The organism is Streptomyces sp. NPDC052701 (assembly GCF_040678355.1).
In the GTDB taxonomy this organism is placed as follows: Bacteria; Actinomycetota; Actinomycetes; order Streptomycetales; family Streptomycetaceae; genus Streptomyces.
In genome coordinates, this window is the sequence record NZ_JBFATO010000013.1 from 152,377 (window position 1) to 174,147 (window position 21,771).

The window sequence follows — 21,771 nt, forward strand, 5'->3', positions numbered from 1 at the left end:
GCGAACCGGTGGCGGTCCCCGTGCGGACCGCCACCGGTACGGCCCCCGCTACGCCGTCTCCCGCCACCGGTTCGTGACCGGCAGCCGCCGGTCCTTCCCGAACCCCTTCACCGAGATCTTCGTCCCCGGCGGGTACTGCCGCCGCTTGTACTCGGCGGTGTCCACCATCCGCAGGACCCTCGTGACCAGGTCGCGGTCGAAGCCGGCCGCGACGATCTCGTCCGCGCCCCGGTCCCGGTCCACGTACAGGTCGAGGATCGCGTCCAGCACCGGGTAGTCCGGCAGCGAGTCCGTGTCGACCTGCCCGGGCCGCAGCTCCGCGCTCGGCGGCTTGGTGATCGAGTTCTCCGGGATCGGCGGGGTCCGGCCGCGCTCCCGCGCCGCCCGGTTGCGCCACTCGGCCAGCCGGAAGACCGACGACTTGTAGACGTCCTTGATGGGGCCGTACGCGCCCACCGAGTCGCCGTACAGGGTCGAGTAGCCGACCGCCAGCTCCGACTTGTTGCCGGGCGCCAGGACGAGGTGGCCCTCCTGGTTGGAGATCGCCATCAGCAGCGTGCCCCGCAGGCGCGACTGGAGGTTCTCCTCCGCCAGGCCCGTCAGGCCCAGCGACCCCATGTACGCGTCGAACATCGGCTCGATGGGGACCGTGCGGTGGTTCAGGCCCGTCCGGCGGGCCAGCTCCGCCGCGTCGTCCCTGGAGTGCTCCGAGGAGTACCTGGACGGCATGGACACCCCGTACACGTTCCGCGCGCCCAGCGCGTCGCACGCGATCGCCGCGACCAGGGCGGAGTCGATACCGCCGGACAGGCCGACCAGGACCGACCCGAACCCGTTCTTGCGGACGTACGCCCGCAGGCCCGCCACCAGTGCCGAGTACACCTCCTCGTCGTCCTCCAGCCGGTCCGCGTGGCCGCCGGTGTGCTCCGGCTCGTACGCGGGCAGCGGCTCCTCGGACAGGACGACCCGGTCGATGCGCAGCCCGTCGTCGACCACGCCGGCCGGTGCGTCGGCCGCGGCGGCCGGCAGGTCCAGGTCCAGGACCACGCAGCCCTCGGTGAACTGCGGTGCCCGCGCGACGACCTTCCCGTCCCGGTCGACGACGATCGAGTCGCCGTCGAAGACCAGCTCGTCCTGGCCGCCGGTCATGGCCAGGTACGCCGTCGTGCAGCCCGCCTCCTGGGCCCGCTTGCGGACCAGCTCCAGACGGGTGTCGTCCTTGTCGCGCTCGTAGGGCGAGGCGTTGACCGAGACCAGGAGCCCGGCCTTCGCCGAGCGCGCGGCGGGGACCCGCCCGCCGTCCTGCCACAGGTCCTCGCAGATGGCCAGGGCGATGTCGACGCCGTGCAGCCGCAGGACCGGCATGGTGTCGCCGGGCACGAAGTAGCGGAACTCGTCGAAGACGCCGTAGTTCGGCAGGTGGTGCTTGGCGAAGGCCAGCACCACCTCGCCGCGGTGCAGCACCGCCGCCGCGTTCTGCGGGGCGCCCGCCGGCTGGCCGTACCTGGGCTGGGCGGTCTCGCAGCGGTCGAGGTAGCCGACGATCACCGGCAGCTCCCCCAAGCCCTCGGCGGCCAGCCGCGCCGCGAGCGAGCGCAGGGCCGCGCGGGACGCCTCCACGAAGGACGACCTGAGGGCCAGGTCCTCGACGGGATACCCGGTCAGCGCCATCTCCGGGAACACCGCGAGGTGCGCCCCCTGCCCGGCGGAGTGCCGGGTCCAGCGCAGGATGGTCTCGGTGTTCCCGGTGAGGTCGCCGACACTGCTGTCGATCTGGTTCAGGGCGAGGCGTAGTTGAGGCACGCCGCCCAGTGTAATCGTCAGAGCGACGCAATGGGGTGGTGCGTGACCCGTCCCGCCCGGGCGGGCCCACCCGGCGGGACGGGTCCCGGGCCCGCGCTACGGCCGCGGCCGGGCGCCCCGCTCCTCCAGCATGTCCGCCATCAGCGCGATCTCCGACTCCTGCGCCTCCACCATGCCCTGCGCGAGCCGTTTCTCCACGCCCACCGTGCACCGGGCGGCACAGCCCTCGGCCATGTGGACGCCGCCCTTGTGATGGTCCGTCATGAGCTGCAGGTAGAAGACCTCGGCCCGCTTCCCGTCCAGCCCCCGCAGCTTCTCCAGCTCCGTGTCGGTCGCCATGCCCGGCATCAGCGCGCCGTCCTCGCCGGAGGCCGTGCCGCCCATGCCCATCCAGGCCATCGGCGGGTCGGCGGACACCTTCGGCAGCCCCCACAGGTCGAGCCAGCCCAGCAGCATGCCGCGCTGGTTGGCCTGCGTCTGCGCGATGTCGTACGCGAGCCGCCGGACCTCCTCGTCCTCGGTGCGGTCACGCACGATGTACGACATCTCCACGGCCTGCTGGTGGTGGACCGCCATGTCGCGCGCGAACCCGGCGTCCGCCGACCCGGCGGAGGGGGTCCTGCCCGCGCCGTCGTCCCCGGCGACCGCGTAGGTGATCGCGCCGGCCGCGACGAGCACCGCCGCCGCGGCCCCCGCGACCGCTCCCGCCAGTCTCACTCGGACAGCCCGTTCGTGCAGGCGGCGCCGGGCTCGGGCGTCTGCTTGCCCTGGACGTACGTCTCGAAGAACTTGTCCACGTTCGGGTCGTCCGCCCCGGTCACCGTGCGCTGGTGGCCCCACGCCGTGAGCATGATCGGGTCCTTCTGGCCCTCGACCGGGCTCATCAGCGTGTACGGCGTCTTCTCCACCTTCGCCGCGAGCGCCTCGACGTCGGCCTTGGGCGCCTTGCTGTTGTACGTCACCCACACCGCGCCGTGCTCCAGCGAGTGCACGGCGTTGGTGTTGTTGATCTCGTCGGTGTAGACGTCGCCGTCGCAGTTCATCCACACCGGGTTGTGGTCGCCGCCGACCGGGGGCCGGACCGGGTACTTCACGGCCTTGGTGACGTGGTTGCGGCCCAGCGTGCCCTTCCAGGCCCGTACGCCGTCCTTGCCCGTCACGAAGCTGCCGGACGTCTTGGCGTCGCTCGCCGCGCTGTCGTCGTCGCCGGACTGCGACCGCACGAGGACGACACCTCCGACGACCAGCCCGGCGACGACCACCACGCTGGTGGCGACGGCGAGGATGCGATTGCGGCGCTCCCGGGCCTGCTCGGCGCGCCGCATCTCCTCTATGCGCGCCTTGCGTGCCGGGCTGCTGCTCTTCTTGGCGGAACCCATGGGGTGTGTCCTTCTGCGGAAGGGGACGGACGGGTCCGCTGATCGTAATGGGGAAGGCGGGACCGCTCGTAGGGGGAGAGCGCGGGAATGGCGCGGAGTTTCCGGGTCGAACAGGTGACCACTACGCTGCGAGAGCGGTCGTCCGGCCGTTACGGGGCCGCCGCTCACGGGGCAAGATGGGCGACAGGGCAGTACCTGCCGGACGCGAGGCGTTCAGACCCGGGTCGCCGGGCCGATCGAGGTCCGCAACGCGCATGAAACGGTGTTGTGGTGGGATGCTCAGGTGCCCGACCGTCTCCCGCGGTGCGGGAGGGAAGGCGGCCTGACCAGCAAGGATGGGGAAGCGGAAGATGGACAAGCAGCAGGAGTTCGTGCTCCGGACCTTGGAGGAGCGCGACATCCGGTTCGTACGCCTGTGGTTCACGGACGTGCTGGGCTTCCTCAAGTCCGTCGCCGTGGCCCCGGCCGAGCTGGAGCAGGCGTTCGACGAGGGCATCGGTTTCGACGGCTCCGCCATCGAGGGCTTCGCCCGCGTCTACGAGTCCGACATGATCGCCAAGCCGGACCCGTCGACCTTCCAGATCCTGCCCTGGCGTGCGGAGGCCCCCGGCACGGCCCGCATGTTCTGCGACATCCTCATGCCGGACGGCTCCCCCTCCTTCGCGGACCCGAGGTACGTCCTCAAGCGCGCCCTCGCCCGCACCTCCGACCTGGGCTTCACCTTCTACACCCACCCGGAGATCGAGTTCTTCCTCCTGAAGGACAGGCCGCTGGACGGCTCGCGCCCGACCCCGGCCGACAACTCCGGCTACTTCGACCACACCCCGCAGAACATCGGCATGGACTTCCGCCGCCAGGCGATCACCATGCTGGAGTCGATGGGCATCTCGGTGGAGTTCTCCCACCACGAGGGCGCGCCCGGCCAGCAGGAGATCGACCTGCGCTACGCCGACGCCCTCTCCACGGCGGACAACATCATGACCTTCCGCCTGGTCATGAAGCAGGTGGCGCTGGAACAGGGCGTCCAGGCGACCTTCATGCCCAAGCCGTTCTCCGAGCACCCCGGCTCCGGCATGCACACGCACCTGTCGCTGTTCGAGGGCGACCGCAACGCCTTCTACGAGTCCGGTGCCGAGTACCAGCTCTCCAAGGTCGGCCGCTCCTTCATCGCGGGCCTGCTGCGGCACGCGGCGGAGATCTCCGCCGTCACCAACCAGTGGGTGAACTCCTACAAGCGCATCTGGGGCGGCACCGAGCGCACGGCCGGCGCCGGCGGCGAGGCTCCCTCCTACATCTGCTGGGGCCACAACAACCGCTCGGCCCTGGTCCGCGTGCCCATGTACAAGCCCGGCAAGACCGGCTCCGCCCGCGTCGAGGTCCGCTCCCTCGACTCCGGCGCCAACCCGTACCTGGCCTACGCCGTCCTGCTGGCCGCCGGCCTGAAGGGCATCGAGGAGGGCTACGAGCTCCCGCCCGGCGCCGAGGACGACGTGTGGGCCCTGTCCGACGCCGAGCGCCGCGCGATGGGCATCGAGCCGCTGCCGCAGAACCTCGGCGAGGCCCTCACGCTCATGGAGCGCAGCGACCTGGTCGCCGAGACCCTCGGCGAGCACGTCTTCGACTTCTTCCTGCGCAACAAGAAGCAGGAGTGGGAGGAGTACCGCTCCGAGGTGACCGCGTTCGAGCTGCGAAAGAACCTGCCGGTGCTGTAGGCGCGGGCCAGGGGGAATTTTTCGCTGAAACGACGCATGGGGTCGACAGTCATGGACCGTCGACCCCATGGGCTGTCTGTGGGCAGTCAGGAGCTGAAAGAGTATCGGTGTAGGGGTGTCCACGGCTTTCTGGGCCCGCGCCTCGTTGCTCGGCATGAGATGCGTGGGGACGCGAAGCGTGAAGCCCGGATCGTTGTATCCGAGGTGGTGACTCAATGCCTTGATGTTCTCGTCGGCGTCAGACAGGGCGGAGGCGTAGAAGTGCCTGAGAGCGTGATGCCGTGTTCGCGCGTCGCCTGGTGGCGTTCGTCCGGCTGAGGCTGCGGGATGACGCCGACCGCAATGAGCGCGAGCTTCCAGGCGCGTAGGTTGAAGCCGGTATGTGCTGCTTGAGGGCCTTTGTCGCATGGTCAGGCATACGCATACCGGCGTGGAACGAGTTCCTCTCACCCATCCTGCAGTCAGTCAAATTGGGTGTTCATCACATCCGCCCCTGCCACCGGCTAACCTGCCGGGTGACAGACAGCATCCGATGTGCTGGTAGCGAAGTGCGGCCGAGTACCTTATGGTCAGAGAGGGATGACTGCCCGTGGAATTGGGGCGTACATTCATTGGCTTACTTGCGGCATTATCTGTGCCCGCCGCATTGGGCTGGCTCAAGAAAGCACCCTGGTGGGGAGTTTTGTTCAGCCTCCTGTATGGGGCTGCGGTCATACTGCCTGAAAGTAGGAGTGTCGATGCCTGGCTAGTGCTGCTGGGCATTACCCTGTTGTCCGTTTGTGGCGCCGTCTTCAATAGGCCGTGGGCCAGTATTTCAATAAGTTTTGGCTGGCTTCCGGTAATGTCTCCCATGCGATACTTGGCAGTTGCTGGGGCGACAGCTTCGACCTTCCTCTTGGCCTACATGGGGTGGAATGTCTTACTGGAGCACTTACGGGCGGCAGTAGCTGATGATGATCGTTTTGTGATTACTGCTTCAGGTCTGTTGCTGGCCGTCTTCGGATGTCAGTTCCTGATTTCCATGGCTGTAGACCCACTCATTGAGAAGATTGACATTGAAATCGCGGCGGGTCGACTTCCGGCGAGTGTAAGGAAATTCGTCGAGGCAGGGTCTCATGTTGGATGGATTGAGAGGTTCATCCTCTTTGCATTCCTTGTCTCAGGGAGTCCGGAAGCTGCTGCTTTGGTTGTTACTGCGAAGTCCTTTGCGCGCGCCTCGGAAGTCAGGGAAGGCGGGAGGCTGGTTGGTGACTACTATCTGATCGGAACCCTTGTCAGTGTGGCGGTCGCCCTTGGGGTGTCCAGCATCACTAGGCTGGGACTTGGCCTGTCGCCTTTCTAGGGAGCCTAGATGTTGCGCGAGCATCCCTTCTTTCGAAAGCTTATTTCGCTGGGGCTTCCGGTGGATGGCTACGTGATCGCTGGAAGTGGGCCTATGCTCGCGCGTGGGCTTAGGGAGAATGTTGGGGACCTTGACGTTGTGGCTAATGAAGCCGCCTGGAGGGTGGCCTTGGAGTGGGGGCAGCCGGAAGCTGCGCCGCTTGGGTATGCACAGCGCATAGTTCTTTTTGACGGAGTCATCGAAATCTTGGATGGCTGGTTCGGGTATCCTGTCGACTCTCTGATTATGGAGGCCGAAACGATCGAAGGAATCAGATTTATGCCCCTAAAGAGGGTGCTTGAATGGAAGATTAAGTTTAAAAATAACGGGGTGGGCCGCAAAAAAGATTCACGAGATATTGCAGTCTTGCGGGGGTATCTGCAGTGATCAAGGCTTCGGTTGATCAAAAAACGAGAACTCGGTAACGGGGGTCCATGTGGGCCCAGCCAGTGGAACGCTGGCTGAAAATTACTCCTCCTGTAAGTCTGCCGTTATGCGCGAGCAGAGTCATTTGCGGACCGCCGAAAGAAACATCCCGTCGACTGGGGAGGCCACTAACGGCCCCTCTACTGCCCACCAAGGCTGCGCCGACCTCGGCCGTGTGTAGTCGCTTCAGGCCCGCACCATTTCCTGCGCAACAAGAAGCAGGAGTGGGAGGAGTACCGCTCCGAGGTGACCGCGTTCGAGCTGCGCAAGAACCTGCCGGTGCTGTAGGCGCGCGGGACGTCGAAGCGGCTGCCCCGCCGCCACGGCGGGCGCGGGGCCGGCGGTCGTGGACCGCCGGCCCCGCGGCGTTCGCCCCGCCCCCGCCGGACCCCGTCGTCCGCCGCGCGGGGGCCGCGGCACCGGCCGAGGAGGGTCCGGGCCCGGCCGGGCGGCCCCGGGGCCTCAGCCGGACCTGCGCTGTCGGGCCTCGTCCGCGAGCTGGCGGCCGGAGCCGCGCGCCTGCTCGGTGACCTGGCCGGTCTGGCCGCGTGCCTCCTCCTGGGTGGTGCGGGCGGCCTGCGCGGCGGTGTCCTTCACCTCCGCGGCCGCGCCCTGCGTCACCTCCTTGGCGCCTTCCTTCAGGTGCTGCGCGGACTCGGCGGCGGCCTGCTTCACCGGCTCCATCGCCTCGCTCTGCATCAGGTCGGAGGCCTTCTGCTGCTCGGCCCGCGAGGCGGGCAGCAGCGAGGACGCCAGCACCCCGACGCCGAAGGCGACCAGGCCGGCGGCCAGCGGGTTGCCCTGCGTCTGGCGGCGGGCGAGCTCGGGCGCCTGCTGGACGGCCTGTCCCGCCTGGCCGACCGCCTCGCGGGCGGTGTCGGCCGCCCGTCCGGTGCCCTCCTGCAGCGAGCCGGCCGCCGACTGCGCGGTGTCCGTCACACCGTGCGCGGTGTGCGACGCGGTGCCCATGACCCGCTCGCGGACGCCCGACAGCGCGCCGCGCATCCGCCGCGCCCGGCGGCGCGCCACGCGTCGGGGGCTGGTCCGGTCGGCGAGCCGGTCCACGTCCGCGGACAGCCGTCCGCGGGTGGCCTCTATCTCGGCCCTCATTTCGTCGGGTGACGTGCCCATTCCGCGTTCTCCTTCATGGTCTCGACGGTTCGCTCGGGCGTCGGGGAGACGGTGCGCATCCGCGTGCGGCCCTTCTGGTACAGCACGGCCGCGACGACGGCCCACACCGCGGCGACGATCAGGGCGGCCCAGCCCCCGTCCATCACGTTGGCCAGGCCGAGCACGGCGGCCAGCGACAGGAACAACAGGACCATGTAGCCGGCGAAGCCGGCCCCGCCGTACATCCCGGCGGCCTTGCCCGCCTTGGTCGCCTCCTCCCTGACCTCGGCCTTGGCCAGCTCGATCTCCTGGCGGAAGAGGGCCTGCACGTCCGAGGTCACGTCGGACAGCAACTGGCCCACGGACCTGTCCTGACCCTGCGGCTCGACCGAGCCGGGCGGGTGGAACGAGGCCATCTCACACCTCCGGGTACGGACGGCCCGGCGCGCCGTGGGGCGGCGTGCCGACGGCCGGCGGAACCGGTGGAACGGGCGGGACCTGGGTGGTGGACGGCGCCTGCGGCGAGGTCACCGGCACGGATCCCGCCGGGGGAGCGGGCGGCAGGGACTGGGTGGCCGACGCGCCCAGTTCGCCCTGGTCCGGCACCCCGGTGGCCTGCCCCTGCCCGGGCCCGCCCGCCCGGGAGGCGCTTCCCGCCGCCTTCGCCAGACGTCCCACGGCCAGCCCGGCCAGCAGCGCGCCGCCCAGGAAGGCCCCGGGACGCCGGCGGGCGAAGTCCTGGACGTCGGAGACCAGGCCCTCGACCCCCTGCTTCTCCAGGTAGTCGGCCACCCGGTTGCCCCGGTCGGCGGCCTGCGTCACCAAGCTGCGGGCCGGCGAGTCGCCCTGGGCTTTGTCGGCCAGCCCCGAGAGGTCCTGCGCCCAGTTCCGCAGCGCGCCGGCCACGCGCCTGGCCTGCTCCTCGGCCTCGTCCACGGCACGGCTGCGCAGGTCGCCGACGACCGTGCCCGCCTGCTGCCGCGCCTCACCCACTACGGCCCGGGCCTGGTCCGCCGCGGTGCCCGCGACCTCGGTCGCGGCCTGTTTGGCCTGGCCGGCCGTCGCGGCGGTCTCTGCCTTGACCTTCTCTCCGGTGCCCCCGGTTCCGGTCTGTACGGACTCACTCATGGGTGACTTCCCCTCATCGGATGTCCTGCGTGTGGTCCCGTGCCCCGCGCGATCCGGCGCCTGCCGGAGGCCGCACACCGGGCGTTGCACGTGACCGTCCGTTTCGCCCCGAGTGGCCACTTGTTCGCGTTTGACACGCCTCAGCGAGGAGGGATGTCGGACCGGGCCTCCCGGCCCGCGGTGACGGGGGCCGCCGACGCGGTGGTTTCCGCCTCCTCGCGCCGAGGAACGCGGGGCGCGCCCGGCCGCCGGGCGGAACGTGCCGGCGCCCGTCCCGGTCACTGCGGTTAGGCTCAGGGCCGTACGACCTTGATCCGAGGGAGGCCGAGGATGACGGCGGGGCCGGGACGCAGGAGCAGTACCTTCACACGACTGCTGCGGCACGGTTTCACCGATGCCTCCGCCGCCGAGCGCCTCCTGGACAGCCCCGAGCTGGCACCGATCCGCAACGACCCGGTGCTGCTGGAGGCGCTCGGCGCGACCGCCGACCCCGACCTCGCGCTGCAGGGGCTGCTGCGCCTGCTGGAGGCGCAGCCCGGCCCCACCGCCCGCCGTGAGCTGCTCGACACGGTGATAGCGGCCAAGCCGCTGCGCGACCGGCTGCTCGGGGTGCTCGGCGCGTCCGCCGCGCTCGCCGACCACCTGGTACGCCACCCCGGCGACTGGCACGCCCTCGTCACGTACGAGCCGCGCGACCTGCATCCGGGTGTGGAGGAGTTCGAGCGGGGCCTGGCGGACGCCACCGACCCCGTCTCCCTGCGCGTGGCCTACCGGCGCTGCCTGCTGTCCATCGTCGCCCGTGACGTGTGCGGCACCACCGACGTCGCCCAGACCGCCGCCGAACTCGCCGACCTCGCCACCGCCACCCTGCGCGCCGCGCTCGCCCTCGCGCAGGCCGCCGCGCCCGACGACGCCGCGCTGTGCCGGCTCGCGGTGATCGCGATGGGCAAGTGCGGCGGGCACGAGCTGAACTACGTCTCCGACGTGGACGTCATCTTCGTGGGCGAGGCCGTCGACGGCGCCGACGAGGGCAAGGCCCTGCGCGCCGCCACCAAGCTCGCCTCGCACCTGATGCGGATCTGCTCGGAGACGACGGTGGAGGGGTCGATCTGGCCCGTCGACGCCAACCTGCGGCCCGAGGGCAGGAACGGCCCCCTGGTGCGCACGCTCTCCAGCCACCTCGCCTACTACCAGCGCTGGGCCAAGACCTGGGAGTTCCAGGCACTGCTCAAGGCCCGCCCGGTGGCCGGCGACCCGGAGCTGGGGGAGGAGTACGTCGCCGCGGTCCGGCCCCTGGTGTGGAAGGCCGCCGAGCGCGAGAACTTCGTCGCCGACGTGCAGAAGATGCGCCGCCGGGTGGTGGAGAACATCCCCGCCGCCGAGATCGACCGCCAGCTCAAGCTCGGCCCGGGCGGTCTCAGGGACGTCGAGTTCGCCGTACAGCTGCTGCAGCTGGTGCACGGGCGGACCGACACGTCCCTGCGCAGCGGCAGCACGCTTCACGCGCTGGCGGCCCTGGCGGCGGGCGGTTACGTCGGCCGCGCCGACGCGGCCCGGCTGGACGAGGCGTACCGCTTCCTGCGCTCCCTGGAACACCGCATCCAGCTGTTCCGGCTGCGGCGCACCCACCTCGTGCCCGAGGACGAGGCCGACCTGCGGCGCATCGGGCGGTCGCTGGGGCTGCGCACCGACCCGGTGACCGGCCTCCTGCGCGACTGGAAGCGGCACGCCACCGTCGTACGCCGGCTGCACGAGAAGCTGTTCTACCGGCCGCTGCTCGACGCCGTCGCCCAACTCGCCCCGGGCGAGGTCAGGTTGAGCCCCGAGGCGGCGCGTGAGCGGCTGGTCGCGCTCGGGTACGCCGATCCGGCCTCCGCGCTGCGCCACCTGGAGGCGCTGGCCTCCGGGGTGAGCCGCAAGGCCGCGATCCAGCGGACGCTGCTGCCGGTGCTGCTCGGCTGGTTCGCCGACTCCGCCGACCCGGACGCGGGCCTGCTCAACTTCCGCAAGGTGTCGGACGCGCTCGGCAAGACGCCCTGGTACCTGCGGCTGCTGCGGGACGAGGGCGCGGCGGCCCAGAACCTCGCACGCGTGCTGTCGGCGGGCAGGCTCGCCCCCGACCTGCTGATGCGCGCGCCGGAGGCGGTCGCGCTGCTCGGCGACGGCAACGGCGGCGGTCTCGCGCCCCGCCCCCGCGCCCACCTGGAGCAGGAGATCCTCGCCGCGGTGCGGCGGGCCGACGGGGCGGCCCAGGCGGTGACGGCCGCGCGGGGCGTGCGGCGCCGCGAACTGTTCCGTACGGCCGCCGCCGACATCGTCGGCTCCTACGGCACCGAGTCCCAGCCCGCCGAGGCCGACCAGGGCGCGCTGGTGGACCGGGTCGGCGGCGCGGTGTCCGACCTGACGGCGGCGACGCTGGCGGGCACGCTGCGGGCGGTCGTCCGGGAGGGCTGGGGGGACACCCTGCCGACCCGGTTCGCGATCATCGGCATGGGGCGGTTCGGCGGGCACGAGCTGGGCTACGGGTCCGACGCGGACGTCCTGTTCGTGCACGAGCCGCGGGACGGTGCGGACGAGCGGGAGGCATCCGAGGCCGCCCACAGGGTCGTCTCCGAGATGCGGCGCCTGCTGCAGATCCCGAGCGCCGATCCGCCGCTGCTCATCGACGCGGACCTGCGCCCGGAGGGCAAGTCCGGACCGCTCGTGCGGACGCTGAAGTCGTACGAGGCGTACTACCGGCGCTGGTCCCTGGTGTGGGAGTCGCACGCGCTGCTGCGGGCCGAGCCCGTCGCCGGGGACGAGGACCTGGGGCGGCGGTTCGTCGAGCTGATCGACCCGCTGCGCTACCCGGCGCGAGGGCTCGGCGACGACGCGGTGCGCGAGATACGGCGGCTGAAGGCCCGGATGGAGTCCGAGCGGCTGCCGCGCGGGGCCGACCCGAAACTGCACGCCAAGCTCGGGCCGGGCGGGCTGTCGGACGTGGAGTGGACCGTGCAGCTGCTCCAGCTGCGGCACGGCCACGAGGAGCCGGGCCTGCGCACCACCCGCACGCGGGAGGCACTGGCGGCGGCCCGGGCGGCAGGGCTGATCGGCGAGGAGGAGGCCGGCATCCTGGACGAGGCGTGGGTGCTGGCCACGCGCGTGCGCAACGCGGTGATGCTGGTGCGCGGCCGCGCCGGGGACACCTTCCCCACCGACGCCCGGGAACTGGCGGCCGTCGGCCGCTACCTGGGGTACGGGCCCGGGCACGTGGGGGACATGCTGGACGCCTACCGCCGCACGGCGCGCCGGGCGCGGGGCGTGGTGGAGGAGCTCTTCTACGGCACCTGAGCCGCCGGCCCTGAGCCGCCGGCCCGGGGCGGCCGCACGGGCCGCACGGGCCGCGCGGCCGGGCTGCCGGACGAGCGGGCCCGGGCGGGGTGCGGGCTCAGGCCCGGGCGGGGTGCGGGCTCAGGCCCGGGCCGGCAGCGGCGGCCGCGCGCCCGTCTCCCGGTCCGCCACCCGCCTCGGCAGCGCGTACGGCCGGTTCCCGTACCACACCCGCGCCACCGCGAAGCCGAAGCCGAGGCACAGGACGCCGCCCACCGCGTCCAGCCAGAAGTGGTTGGCGGTGGCGACGATGACCACCAGTGTCGCCGCCGGGTAGACCAGACCCAGCACCCGCGCCCACGGCACCGTGGCCAGCGCGAAGATGGTCAGGCCGCACCACAGCGACCAGCCGATGTGCATCGACGGCATCGCGGCGTACTGGTTCGACATGTTCTTCAGGTCGCCGGAGGCCATCGAGCCCCAGGTCTGGTGGACCATGACGGTGTCGACGAAGCGGCCGCCGTTCATCAGCCGGGGCGGGGCGAGCGGATACAGGTAGTAACCGACCAGGGCGACGCCCGTCGTCGAGAACAGCACCAGGCGGGTGGCCGCGTAGCGGCCGGGATGACTGCGGTACAACCACACCAGGACACCCAAAGTCACCGCGAAGTGCAGGGTCGCGTAGTAGTAGTTCATGCCGACGATCAGCCAAGTCACCGAGTTCACGGCGTGGTTGACGGACTGCTCCACGGCTATGCCGAGCTGGTGCTCCAGCTTCCAGATCCAGTCCGCGTTGCGCAGCGCCTCGGCCTTCTGCTCGGGCACGGCGTTGCGGACGAGCGAGTACGTCCAGTAACTCACCGCGATCAGCAGGACCTCGAACCAGATGCGGGGCCGGCGCGGCGCGCGCAACCGGCGCAGGAGATCCTGCCCCGCCTTCTCCGCGACGGGCTGTGGAACGGCCGCTTCCCGGCCCTCCAGTGTCGTCACGGTCGTGTCACCCATAGGCACAGAGTCTGCCAGAAAAGCCCTGTCCCCCGATCATCCTCTCGTCCGATCCGGGCCGCATGTTCTACGACGGGAGGAGGCCCCCGCGTCCTACCCCCGCAGGGCACGGAGCCGTGAGCCCTCCATCCCGGGGACGATTACGGGCGATTCAGGGACGAGAGCGGTCCCCGGGGGCGGAGGCGGTCGAACCGCGCACCACCAGCTCCGGCATGAAGACGAACTCGCTGTGGGGCGCGGGCGTCCCGCCGATCTCCTCCAGCAGCGTGCGCACCGCCGCCTGGCCCATCGCCGGGACGGGCTTGCGGATCGTGGTCAGCGGCGGATCGGTGAAGGCGATCAGCGGGGAGTCGTCGAAGCCGACCACCGAGAAGTCCTTCGGCACGTCCAGGCCGCGCTGCCGCGCCGCCCGTATCGCGCCCAGCGCCATCATGTCGCTGGCGCAGACGACCGCCGTGCAGCCGCGCTCGATGAGCGCCGTCGCCGCGGCCTGGCCGCCCTCCAGCGTGTAGAGGGAGTGCTGGATCAGCTCCGACTCGACGGTCTGCGCGCTCAGGCCCAGCTGGTCCTGCACCGTGCGCACGAAGCCCTCGATCTTGCGCTGCACGGGCACGAACCGCTTCGGGCCCAGCGCCAGTCCGACGCGGGTGTGGCCCAGGGAGACCAGGTGCGTCACCGCCAGGGTCATCGCCGCCCGGTCGTCGGGGGAGATGAACGGCGCCTGCACCTTCGGCGAGAAGCCGTCGACCAGCACGTACGGCACCCCCTGGGCGCGCAGCCGCTCGTAGCGCTGCATGTCGGCGGTGGTGTCCGCGTGCAGCCCGGAGACGTAGATGATGCCCGCGACCCCGCGGTCCACCAGCATCTCCGTCAGCTCGTCCTCCGTCGACCCGCCGGGGGTCTGGGTGGCCAGCACCGGGGTGTAGCCCTGCCGCGTCAGCGCCTGGCCGATGACCTGGGCCAGGGCCGGGAATATCGGGTTCTCCAGTTCGGGGGTTATCAGGCCCACCAGCCCCTCGCTGCGCTGCCGCAGCCGTACCGGGCGCTCGTAGCCCAGCACGTCGAGGGCGGCCAGCACGGCCTGGCGGGTGGTGGCGGCGACGCCCGGTTTCCCGTTGAGGACGCGGCTGACGGTCGCTTCGCTCACCCCCGCCTGCGCGGCGATGTCGGCAAGCCGTGTGGTCACGGCACCGGACTGTAGCGGCCGTGGTTGCCCTTGCCCACCGGCGGGACGCCTGGTGCGCGCCGCCGTCGGACGGCCCGCTGTGGATGGCTGCGTCATGGCGATCCCTCGTGTCGTGGTCTGGCGTCCGCTCCGCAAGGGATGATTCCCCCGCCGGATACGGATGGCAAGTGCTTGCAGAGTCTTGCACAACCCTCCGGGCCCCCGCCGGACGGGCGTAAACCGGGTCGCGGAGCGGTCGAGACCACGTCACGGCGCGGTAACTCCCGGCACGCCTTGCACTTTTTTTCTGCAAGGTCTTTCGCAACGCTTACACGGCTGTTACGTTCACGTCGCCCGGCGGCGGCAACGGCGCGGTCGGCAAGTCGGCAGGAGCGGCAGACGGGGCCCCCTGCACCACACGGGCTTTCACCCTCAAGGAGAACTCATGCGGCGTGGCATAGCGGCCACCGCGCTGGTGGCGTCCCTCGCCCTCGCGGCGACGGCCTGCGGCGGAAGCGACAGCGGCGACAAGGCCGACGGTCCGGTCACCCTCACCTGGTGGGACACCTCCAACGCCACGAACGAGGCGCCGACGTACAAGGCCCTGGTCGAGGAGTTCGAGGCCGCCAACAAGGACATCAAGGTCAAGTACGTCAACGTCCCCTTCGACCAGGCGCAGAACAAGTTCGACACCGCCGCCGGTTCCAAGGGCGCCCCGGACGTCCTGCGCTCCGAGGTCGGCTGGACCCCCGCCTTCGCCAAGAAGGGCTTCTTCCTGCCGCTGGACGGCACCGAGGCCCTCGCCGAGCAGGACGAGTTCAAGCCCAACCTGATCGAGCAGGCCCGGTACGAGGGCAAGACCTACGGCGTCCCGTTCACCACCGACACCCTCGCCCTGGTCTACAACAAGGAACTGTTCGAGAAGGCCGGTGTCGAGGTCCCCAGGACCTGGGACGAGCTGAAGAAGGCCGCCGCCACCATCAAGGACAAGACCGGCGTCGACGGCTACTGGGGCTCCACCCAGGCCTACTACGCCCAGTCCTTCCTCCACGGCGAGGGCACCGACACCGTCGACGTCGACGCCAGGAAGATCACCGTCACCTCGCCCGAGGCGAAGAAGGCCTACGGCACCTGGCAGAGCCTGTTCAAGGGCAAGGGCCTGCACAAGGCCGACACCACCGCCGACGCCTACGCCCACATCCAGGAGGCGTTCGTCAGCGGCAAGGTCGCCTCGATCATCCAGGGCCCGTGGGAGATCACGAACTTCTACAAGGGCTCGGCCTTCAAGGACAAGGACAACCTCGGCATCGCCACCGTCCCGGCCGGCTCCTCCGGCAAGGCGGGCGCCCCGACCGGCGGCCACAACCTCTCCGTGTACGCCGGCTCCGACGAGGCGCACCAGAAGGCCGCGCTGAAGTTCGTGAAGTTCATGACCTCGGCGAAGGCCCAGGAGACCATCGCCCTGAAGAACTCCACCCTGCCCACGCGCGACGACGCCTACACCGCCGAGGTCAAGGCCGACCCGGGCATCGCCGGCTACCAGGGCGTGCTCGCCGCCGCCCGGCCGCGCCCGGAGCTGCCCGAGTACAGCTCCCTGTGGACCCCGCTGGACACCGAGCTCAACTCGATCGCGGGCGGCAAGAAGTCCCTCGACAAGGGACTGAGCGACGCCGAGACCGCCATCGCCAAGCTGGTGCCGGACTTCGACAAGTGATCCCGCGCGGCCGCCGGAACCCCGTACGCACGGGGGCGGGATCCGGCGGCCGCCGGCCCGTGTGCCGTACCCCTTGATCCGCAGGACTCCGAGAAGGTTGTCGAACCATGACAGTCGCCATCGACCGCGCGACCGGCAAGCGCCGCGGGGAGCGCGCCCCGCGGCCCGGGCTGGGCCGGCGCCTGAAGCACAGCTACCGGAGGAACTGGTACGCCTACGCGATGATCGCCCCGGTGGCGGTCGTCCTCGGGGTCGTGGTCCTGTACCCCCTGGCGTACGGCTTCTACCTCACGCTCACCGACGCCGACAGCCTCAACTCGGCCCGCACGATCGGCGTCAACGAGATCGCGGCCACCTACAAGTTCATCGGCTTCGACAACTACGCCGACATCCTGTGGGGCCCGACGGCCTACGACCGCTTCTGGTCGCACTTCATCTGGACGATCGTGTGGACGGCGGTCTGCGTCGCCCTGCACTACGGCCTGGGCCTGGGCCTGGCCCTGCTGCTCGACCAGAAGCTGCGCGGCCGCACCTTCTACCGGCTGATCCTGATCCTGCCGTGGGCCGTGCCGACCTTCGTCACCGTCTTCGGCTGGCGGTTCATGCTCGCCGACGGCGGCATCATCAACTCCGGCCTGGAGGCGTTGCACCTGCCGACGCCGGCGTGGCTGGAGGACACCTTCTGGCAGCGGCTCTCCGCGATCATGGTCAACACCTGGTGCGGTGTGCCGTTCATGATGATCTCGCTGCTCGGCGGACTGCAGTCCATCGACGCCTCGCTCTACGAGGCCGCCGAGATGGACGGCGCGAGCGCCTGGCAGCGGTTCCGCCACGTCACCCTGCCGGGCCTGAGGTCCGTCAGCTCCACCGTGGTCCTGCTCGGCGTCATCTGGACCTTCAACCAGTTCACCGTCATCTTCCTGCTGTTCGGCAACACCGCCCCCGAGGCCGACATCCTCGTGACCTGGGCGTACCTGCTGGGCTTCGGACAGCAGCCGCGCGAGTTCGCCGAGTCCGCGGCCTACGGCATGCTGCTGCTGGCCATCCTGGTCGTCTTCACCTCCTTCTACCGCCGCTGGCTGAACCGCAACGAGCAGCAGCTCGCGATCTGAGGCAGGAGTCCCCATGAGCACCACCACCGTTCAGGCCGCCGCTCCGGCGGACCGGCCCGCCCCGGCCGGCCCGCCCCGCAAGGTGCGCAGCCGCGGCGAACGCAGCCTGCCGGCGTCCCTCGCCTCCCACGGCATCCTGATCCTGGCGAGCGTCGTCGCGCTGTTCCCGGTCGCCTGGCTGGTCTTCCTCTCCCTCGGCCCGGACAAGGACGACTACCTGCACCCCGGGCGCATCTGGGGCAGGATGACGCTCGACAACTACGCGTTCGTGCTGCAGGAGACGAACTTCTTCGACTGGCTGAAGAGCTCGCTGATCGTCTCGCTCGGCACCACGGCCATCGGCGTCCTGGTCGCCGCGACCACCGGCTACGCCGTCTCCCGGATGCGCTTTCCGGGATACAAGAAGTTCATGTGGGTGCTGCTGGTGACCCAGATGTTCCCGGTCGCCGTCCTGATGGTGCCGATGTACCAGATCCTGTCCGAGCTCCAGCTCATCGACAGCTACCTTGGTCTCATCCTCGTCTACTGCTCGACGGCGGTGCCGTACTGCGCGTGGCTGCTCAAGGGCTACTTCGACACCATCCCGTTCGAGATCGACGAGGCGGGACGCGTCGACGGGCTGACCCCCTTCGGCACGTTCGCGCGGCTGATCCTGCCGCTCGCCAAGCCGGGTCTGGCGGTCGCCGCGTTCTACAGTTTCATCACCGCGTTCGGCGAGGTCGCCTTCGCCACCACGTTCCTGCTGGACGACCAGAAGTACACGCTCGCCGTCGGGCTGCAGAGCTTCGTCAGCGAGCACGACGCGCAGCGCAATCTCATGGCCGCCACCGCGGTCCTGATCGCGATACCCGTCTCCGTGTTCTTCTACCTCGTGCAGAAGAACCTGGTGGCCGGCCTCACCGCGGGCGGCACGAAGGGCTGACCCCCTCCGTGTCCGGACTCCCGCGCGCTGCGCCGCGCGGGTGGCGGCCGCGGTGCCCTCCCCCCGAGTTCCTCGAGCGGGGAGGGACCCCAGGCCCCGCTGCCACCGCGGCCGCCTCGTCCCCTTCCCCGGGCGGCCGGCCCCGTCCGGCCCGGGGAACCCCGCCCGTACCCACGCCTCCATGACCCGACATCGTTTACGCCCCAAGGACGACATGAGCCAGCAGCACTCCGCCGCCCCGGCCCCTCTGACCCAATCGGCTGTCGCCACCGTCACCAAGCGTCGCGACTGGTGGCGGGACGCGGTGATCTACCAGGTGTACCCGCGCAGCTTCGCCGACAGCAACGGCGACGGCATGGGCGACCTGGAAGGCGTCCGCTCCCGTCTGCCGTACCTGCGCGACCTCGGCGTGGACGCCGTGTGGCTCAGCCCCTTCTACGCCTCCCCGCAGGCCGACGCCGGCTACGACGTCGCCGACTACCGGGCCGTCGACCCCATGTTCGGCACCCTGCTCGACGCCGACGCCCTGATCCGCGACGCCCACGGGCTGGGCCTGAGGATCATCGTGGACCTGGTCCCGAACCACTCCTCCGACCAGCACGAGTGGTTCAGGCGGGCGCTCGCCGAGGGCCCGGGCTCGCCCCTGCGGGAGCGCTACCACTTCCGCCCCGGCAAGGGCGAGGACGGCGAGCTCCCGCCCAACGACTGGGAGTCCATCTTCGGCGGCCCGGCCTGGACCCGGGTGACCGAGCCCGACGGCACCCCGGGCGAGTGGTACCTGCACCTCTTCGCGCCCGAGCAACCCGACTTCAACTGGGAGCACCCGGCCGTCGGCGACGAGTTCCGCTCCATCCTGCGCTTCTGGCTCGACATGGGCGTCGACGGGTTCCGCATCGACGTGGCGCACGGCCTGGTGAAGGCCGAGGGCCTGCCGGACCTCGGAACCCACGAACAGCTGAAGCTGCTGGGCAACGATGTCATGCCCTTCTTCGACCAGGACGGCGTGCACGAGATCTACCGCCAGTGGCGCCTGATCCTCGACGAGTACGCCGACGCGCTGGGGCCCGAAGGGCCTTCCGCCGGCGGGCGGGGGCGGGAGGCGGGCGGGCGCATCTTCGTCGCCGAGGCCTGGACCCCCACCGTCGAGCGGACCGCGAACTACGTCCGCCCCGACGAGCTGCACCAGGCCTTCAACTTCCAGTACCTGAGCACCCACTGGGACGCCGAGGAACTGCGCGAGGTCATCGACCGCACGCTGGACGCCATGCGCCCGGTCGGCGCGCCCTCCACCTGGGTGCTGTCCAACCACGACGTCACCCGGCACGCCACCCGGTTCGCCAACCCGCCCGGCCTCGGCACCCAGATCCGCCTGGCCGGCGACCGCGAGCTCGGCCTGCGCCGGGCGCGGGCCGCGACCCTGCTGATGCTGGCGCTGCCCGGCTCGGCGTACCTCTACCAGGGCGAGGAGCTCGGCCTGCCGGACGTCGTCGACCTGCCGGACGAGGTGCGCCAGGACCCGGCGTACTTCCGCGGCGCGGGCCAGGACGGCTTCCGCGACGGCTGCCGGGTGCCGATCCCCTGGACGCGCGAGGGCTCGTCGTACGGCTTCGGTGGCGGGGGCAGCTGGCTGCCGCAGCCGGAGGGGTGGGGCGAGCTGAGCGTCGAGGCGCAGACCGGTGTGCCCGGCTCGACGCTGGAGCTGTACCGGGCCGCGCTCGCCGCGCGCCGCGGCCATCCCGACCTGGGCGCGGGCGACGCGGTGGAGTGGCTGCGGGCGCCCGAGGGCGTGCTCGCCTTCCGGCGCGGGGGGTTCGTGTGCGTGGCCAACACCACGGGCGAGTCGGTGCGGGTCCCGGCGTACGGGCGCGTGCTGCTCGCCAGCGGCGAGGTGGCCGAGGCGGACGGCGAGGCGAAGGTGCCGGCCGACACCACGGTGTGGTGGACGACCGTCTGACGGTCCGCCGGCGCCCCGCCGGTCCGCGCAAGATTCTTCGTTGAATTTCACACGGCCCGCTGCCCTTCGGGGCGGCGGGCCTTTAACATCTGCGTCACCGCAAGGTTTCTGAAGGTTTCAGCAAGAGCCTTCAGAGCCGCCTTGCGTCCCCACATGCCTTCGATGAAGAAGGAACCCCACATGGCACGCAGATCCCTCTCGGGGGCCCTCGCCCTGGCGGCGGCGGCTCTTGTCATGACCCCGGCCACCGCGCAGGCCTCCCCGCCGGGCACCAAGGACGTGACCGCGGTGCTGTTCGAGTGGAACTTCGCCTCGGTCGCCCGCGAGTGCACCACCACCCTCGGCCCCGCCGGCTACGGCTACGTCCAGGTCTCCCCGCCCGCCGAGCACATACAGGGCCCGCAGTGGTGGACGTCGTACCAACCGGTGAGCTACAAGATCGCGGGGCGGCTCGGCAACCGCGCGGCCTTCCAGAACATGGTGAACACCTGTCACGCGGCCGGTGTGAAGGTCGTCGTCGACACGGTGATCAACCACATGTCGGCCGGCAGCGGCACCGGCACCGGCGGCTCGTCGTACACGAAGTACGACTACCCGGGCCTGTACTCCTCGTACGACTTCGACAACTGCACCTCCCAGATCACCAACTACCAGGACCGCGGCAACGTCCAGAACTGCGAGCTGGTCGGCCTCGCCGACCTCGACACCGGCGAGGACTACGTCCGCAGGACCATCGCCGGCTACCTGAACGACCTGCTCTCCCTCGGCGTGGACGGCTTCCGCATCGACGCGGCCAAGCACATCCCGGCCGCCGACCTGGCCAACATCAAGTCCCGCCTGACCAACCCCTCCGCGTACTGGAAGCAGGAGGCCATCTACGGCGCGGGCGAGGCGGTGCAGCCGGCGGAGTACACCGGCAACGGCGACGTCCAGGAGTTCCGCTACGCCTTCGACCTCAAGCGGGTCTTCACCAACGAGAACCTCGCCTACCTGAAGAACTACGGCGAGGGCTGGGGCTACATGAACAGCTCGGTCGCGGGCGTCTTCGTCGACAACCACGACACCGAGCGCAACGGCTCGACCCTCAGCTACAAGGACAACGCCACCTACACCCTGGCCAACGTCTTCATGCTGGCCTGGCCGTACGGCGCGCCCGACATCAACTCCGGCTACGAGTTCTCCGACACCGACGCCGGCCCGCCGAACGGCGGCCAGGTCAACGCCTGCTGGCAGAACGGCTGGAAGTGCCAGCACGCCTGGCAGGAGATCAAGTCGATGGTCGCCTTCCGCAACGCCACCCGGGGCCAGGCGGTCACCAACTGGTGGGACAACGGCGGCGACGCCATCGCCTTCGGCCGCGGCAGCAAGGGCTTCGTGGCCATCAACCACGAGTCCTCGTCCCTGACCCGGACCTACCAGACGTCCCTGCCGGCCGGGACCTACTGCAACGTCCAGAACAACACGACGGTGACGGTGAACGGTTCCGGCCAGTTCACCGCCACCCTCGGCGCCAACACGGCCCTCGCCCTGTACGCGGGCAAGTCGGGCTGCTGACCGGACGCCGGCCGTGCCGCCCCCCGTCCGGCGGCACGGCCGGCGTGTCGATGAAAGTCCTTACCGTTACTTTCAAGACTCTTGCTGGAAGCCTTTC

General features: G+C 70.5%; 18 protein-coding genes and 1 pseudogene. 9 read left to right on the forward strand and 10 right to left on the reverse strand.

Annotated elements, in window-relative coordinates:
- Positions 1-48: 48 nt before the first annotated feature.
- The 3 genes from AB0L29_RS17545 to AB0L29_RS17555 all read right to left on the reverse strand — a co-directional run bounded on the left by AB0L29_RS17545 (position 49) and on the right by AB0L29_RS17555 (position 3,182).
- Entirely contained in the window at positions 49-1,803 is a 1,755-nt protein-coding gene (locus tag AB0L29_RS17545; protein ID WP_365828013.1) for an NAD+ synthase, read from the reverse strand.
- Positions 1,804-1,899: 96 nt separating this feature from the next.
- Positions 1,900-2,520 (reverse strand): DUF305 domain-containing protein, encoded by a 621-nt coding sequence (locus tag AB0L29_RS17550; RefSeq protein WP_365828015.1) that lies wholly within the window; start codon positions 2,518-2,520, stop codon positions 1,900-1,902.
- Complete coding sequence (locus AB0L29_RS17555) at positions 2,517-3,182, reverse strand: DUF3105 domain-containing protein (protein ID WP_365828017.1); 666 nt, start codon at positions 3,180-3,182, stop codon at positions 2,517-2,519. The genes AB0L29_RS17550 and AB0L29_RS17555 overlap by 4 nt, the downstream gene beginning before the upstream one ends.
- A 350-nt stretch (positions 3,183-3,532) precedes the next feature.
- Here AB0L29_RS17555 and glnA point away from each other — a divergent pair, with 350 nt between their 5' ends.
- The gene (glnA, locus tag AB0L29_RS17560; RefSeq protein WP_365828019.1) at positions 3,533-4,894 is read left to right on the forward strand and encodes a type I glutamate--ammonia ligase; all 1,362 of its coding nucleotides are present in this window, start codon (positions 3,533-3,535) and stop codon (positions 4,892-4,894) included.
- 49 nt (positions 4,895-4,943) lie between these two features.
- On the opposite strand, the pseudogene AB0L29_RS17565 reads toward glnA, so the two are convergent.
- A pseudogene (locus AB0L29_RS17565) lies at positions 4,944-5,268 on the reverse strand (site-specific integrase); the annotation flags it as partial.
- A 308-nt stretch (positions 5,269-5,576) separates the two neighbouring features.
- Between AB0L29_RS17565 and AB0L29_RS17570 the strand changes: the two are divergent.
- Together AB0L29_RS17570 and AB0L29_RS17575 are read left to right on the forward strand one after the other, a co-directional pair.
- The gene (locus tag AB0L29_RS17570; protein ID WP_365828021.1) at positions 5,577-6,236 is read left to right on the forward strand and encodes a hypothetical protein; all 660 of its coding nucleotides are present in this window, start codon (positions 5,577-5,579) and stop codon (positions 6,234-6,236) included.
- A 9-nt stretch (positions 6,237-6,245) separates the two neighbouring features.
- Positions 6,246-6,662, forward strand: a complete 417-nt coding sequence (locus AB0L29_RS17575; protein WP_365828023.1) for a hypothetical protein — start codon at positions 6,246-6,248, stop codon at positions 6,660-6,662.
- 501 nt (positions 6,663-7,163) lie between these two features.
- On the opposite strand, the gene AB0L29_RS17580 is transcribed toward AB0L29_RS17575, so the two are convergent.
- Genes AB0L29_RS17580 through AB0L29_RS17590 form a run of 3 tightly spaced genes read right to left on the reverse strand, consistent with a single transcriptional unit; the run spans position 7,164 to position 8,939 of the window.
- Complete coding sequence (locus AB0L29_RS17580) at positions 7,164-7,832, reverse strand: DUF3618 domain-containing protein (protein WP_365828025.1); 669 nt, start codon at positions 7,830-7,832, stop codon at positions 7,164-7,166.
- Positions 7,808-8,227, reverse strand: a complete 420-nt coding sequence (locus AB0L29_RS17585) for a phage holin family protein (RefSeq protein ID WP_365828027.1) — start codon at positions 8,225-8,227, stop codon at positions 7,808-7,810. Before AB0L29_RS17585 ends, AB0L29_RS17580 begins: the two co-directional genes overlap by 25 nt.
- Position 8,228: 1 nt before the next feature.
- On the reverse strand, positions 8,229-8,939 hold the full coding sequence (locus AB0L29_RS17590) for a hypothetical protein (RefSeq protein WP_365828029.1): 711 nt from the start codon (positions 8,937-8,939) through the stop codon (positions 8,229-8,231).
- Between the two features lie 330 nt (positions 8,940-9,269).
- Between AB0L29_RS17590 and AB0L29_RS17595 the strand changes: the two genes are divergently transcribed.
- Positions 9,270-12,269: a bifunctional [glutamine synthetase] adenylyltransferase/[glutamine synthetase]-adenylyl-L-tyrosine phosphorylase gene (locus tag AB0L29_RS17595; RefSeq protein ID WP_365828031.1), complete on the forward strand. Its 3,000-nt coding sequence runs from the start codon at positions 9,270-9,272 to the stop codon at positions 12,267-12,269.
- 120 nt (positions 12,270-12,389) lie between these two features.
- Here AB0L29_RS17595 and AB0L29_RS17600 read toward each other — a convergent pair whose 3' ends face one another.
- Both AB0L29_RS17600 and AB0L29_RS17605 read right to left on the reverse strand, forming a co-directional pair.
- The gene (locus tag AB0L29_RS17600; RefSeq protein WP_365828033.1) at positions 12,390-13,253 is read right to left on the reverse strand and encodes a phosphatase PAP2 family protein; all 864 of its coding nucleotides are present in this window, start codon (positions 13,251-13,253) and stop codon (positions 12,390-12,392) included.
- 151 nt (positions 13,254-13,404) lie between these two features.
- Positions 13,405-14,439: a LacI family DNA-binding transcriptional regulator gene (locus AB0L29_RS17605; protein ID WP_365828035.1), complete on the reverse strand. Its 1,035-nt coding sequence runs from the start codon at positions 14,437-14,439 to the stop codon at positions 13,405-13,407.
- A gap of 424 nt (positions 14,440-14,863) precedes the next feature.
- Between AB0L29_RS17605 and AB0L29_RS17610 the strand changes: the two genes are divergently transcribed.
- The 4 genes from AB0L29_RS17610 to AB0L29_RS17625 all read left to right on the forward strand — a co-directional run bounded on the left by AB0L29_RS17610 (position 14,864) and on the right by AB0L29_RS17625 (position 20,120).
- Positions 14,864-16,132 (forward strand): extracellular solute-binding protein, encoded by a 1,269-nt coding sequence (locus AB0L29_RS17610; protein ID WP_365828037.1) that lies wholly within the window; start codon positions 14,864-14,866, stop codon positions 16,130-16,132.
- A 107-nt stretch (positions 16,133-16,239) separates the two neighbouring features.
- Positions 16,240-17,244 (forward strand): sugar ABC transporter permease, encoded by a 1,005-nt coding sequence (locus AB0L29_RS17615; RefSeq protein WP_365828039.1) that lies wholly within the window; start codon positions 16,240-16,242, stop codon positions 17,242-17,244.
- A gap of 13 nt (positions 17,245-17,257) precedes the next feature.
- Entirely contained in the window at positions 17,258-18,166 is a 909-nt protein-coding gene (locus AB0L29_RS17620; protein ID WP_365828041.1) for a sugar ABC transporter permease, read from the forward strand.
- Between the two features lie 214 nt (positions 18,167-18,380).
- Positions 18,381-20,120 carry a glycoside hydrolase family 13 protein gene (locus AB0L29_RS17625; RefSeq protein ID WP_365828088.1) on the forward strand — a complete coding sequence of 580 codons (1,740 nt, stop codon included), beginning with the start codon at positions 18,381-18,383 and terminating at the stop codon, positions 20,118-20,120.
- Between the two features lie 47 nt (positions 20,121-20,167).
- Here AB0L29_RS17625 and AB0L29_RS17630 read toward each other — a convergent pair whose 3' ends face one another.
- Positions 20,168-20,302 (reverse strand): hypothetical protein, encoded by a 135-nt coding sequence (locus AB0L29_RS17630; RefSeq protein ID WP_365828043.1) that lies wholly within the window; start codon positions 20,300-20,302, stop codon positions 20,168-20,170.
- Here AB0L29_RS17630 and AB0L29_RS17635 point away from each other — a divergent pair.
- Positions 20,301-21,674 (forward strand): alpha-amylase family protein, encoded by a 1,374-nt coding sequence (locus tag AB0L29_RS17635; RefSeq protein ID WP_365828045.1) that lies wholly within the window; start codon positions 20,301-20,303, stop codon positions 21,672-21,674. The genes AB0L29_RS17630 and AB0L29_RS17635 overlap by 2 nt on opposite strands.
- Positions 21,675-21,771: the final 97 nt, after the last annotated feature.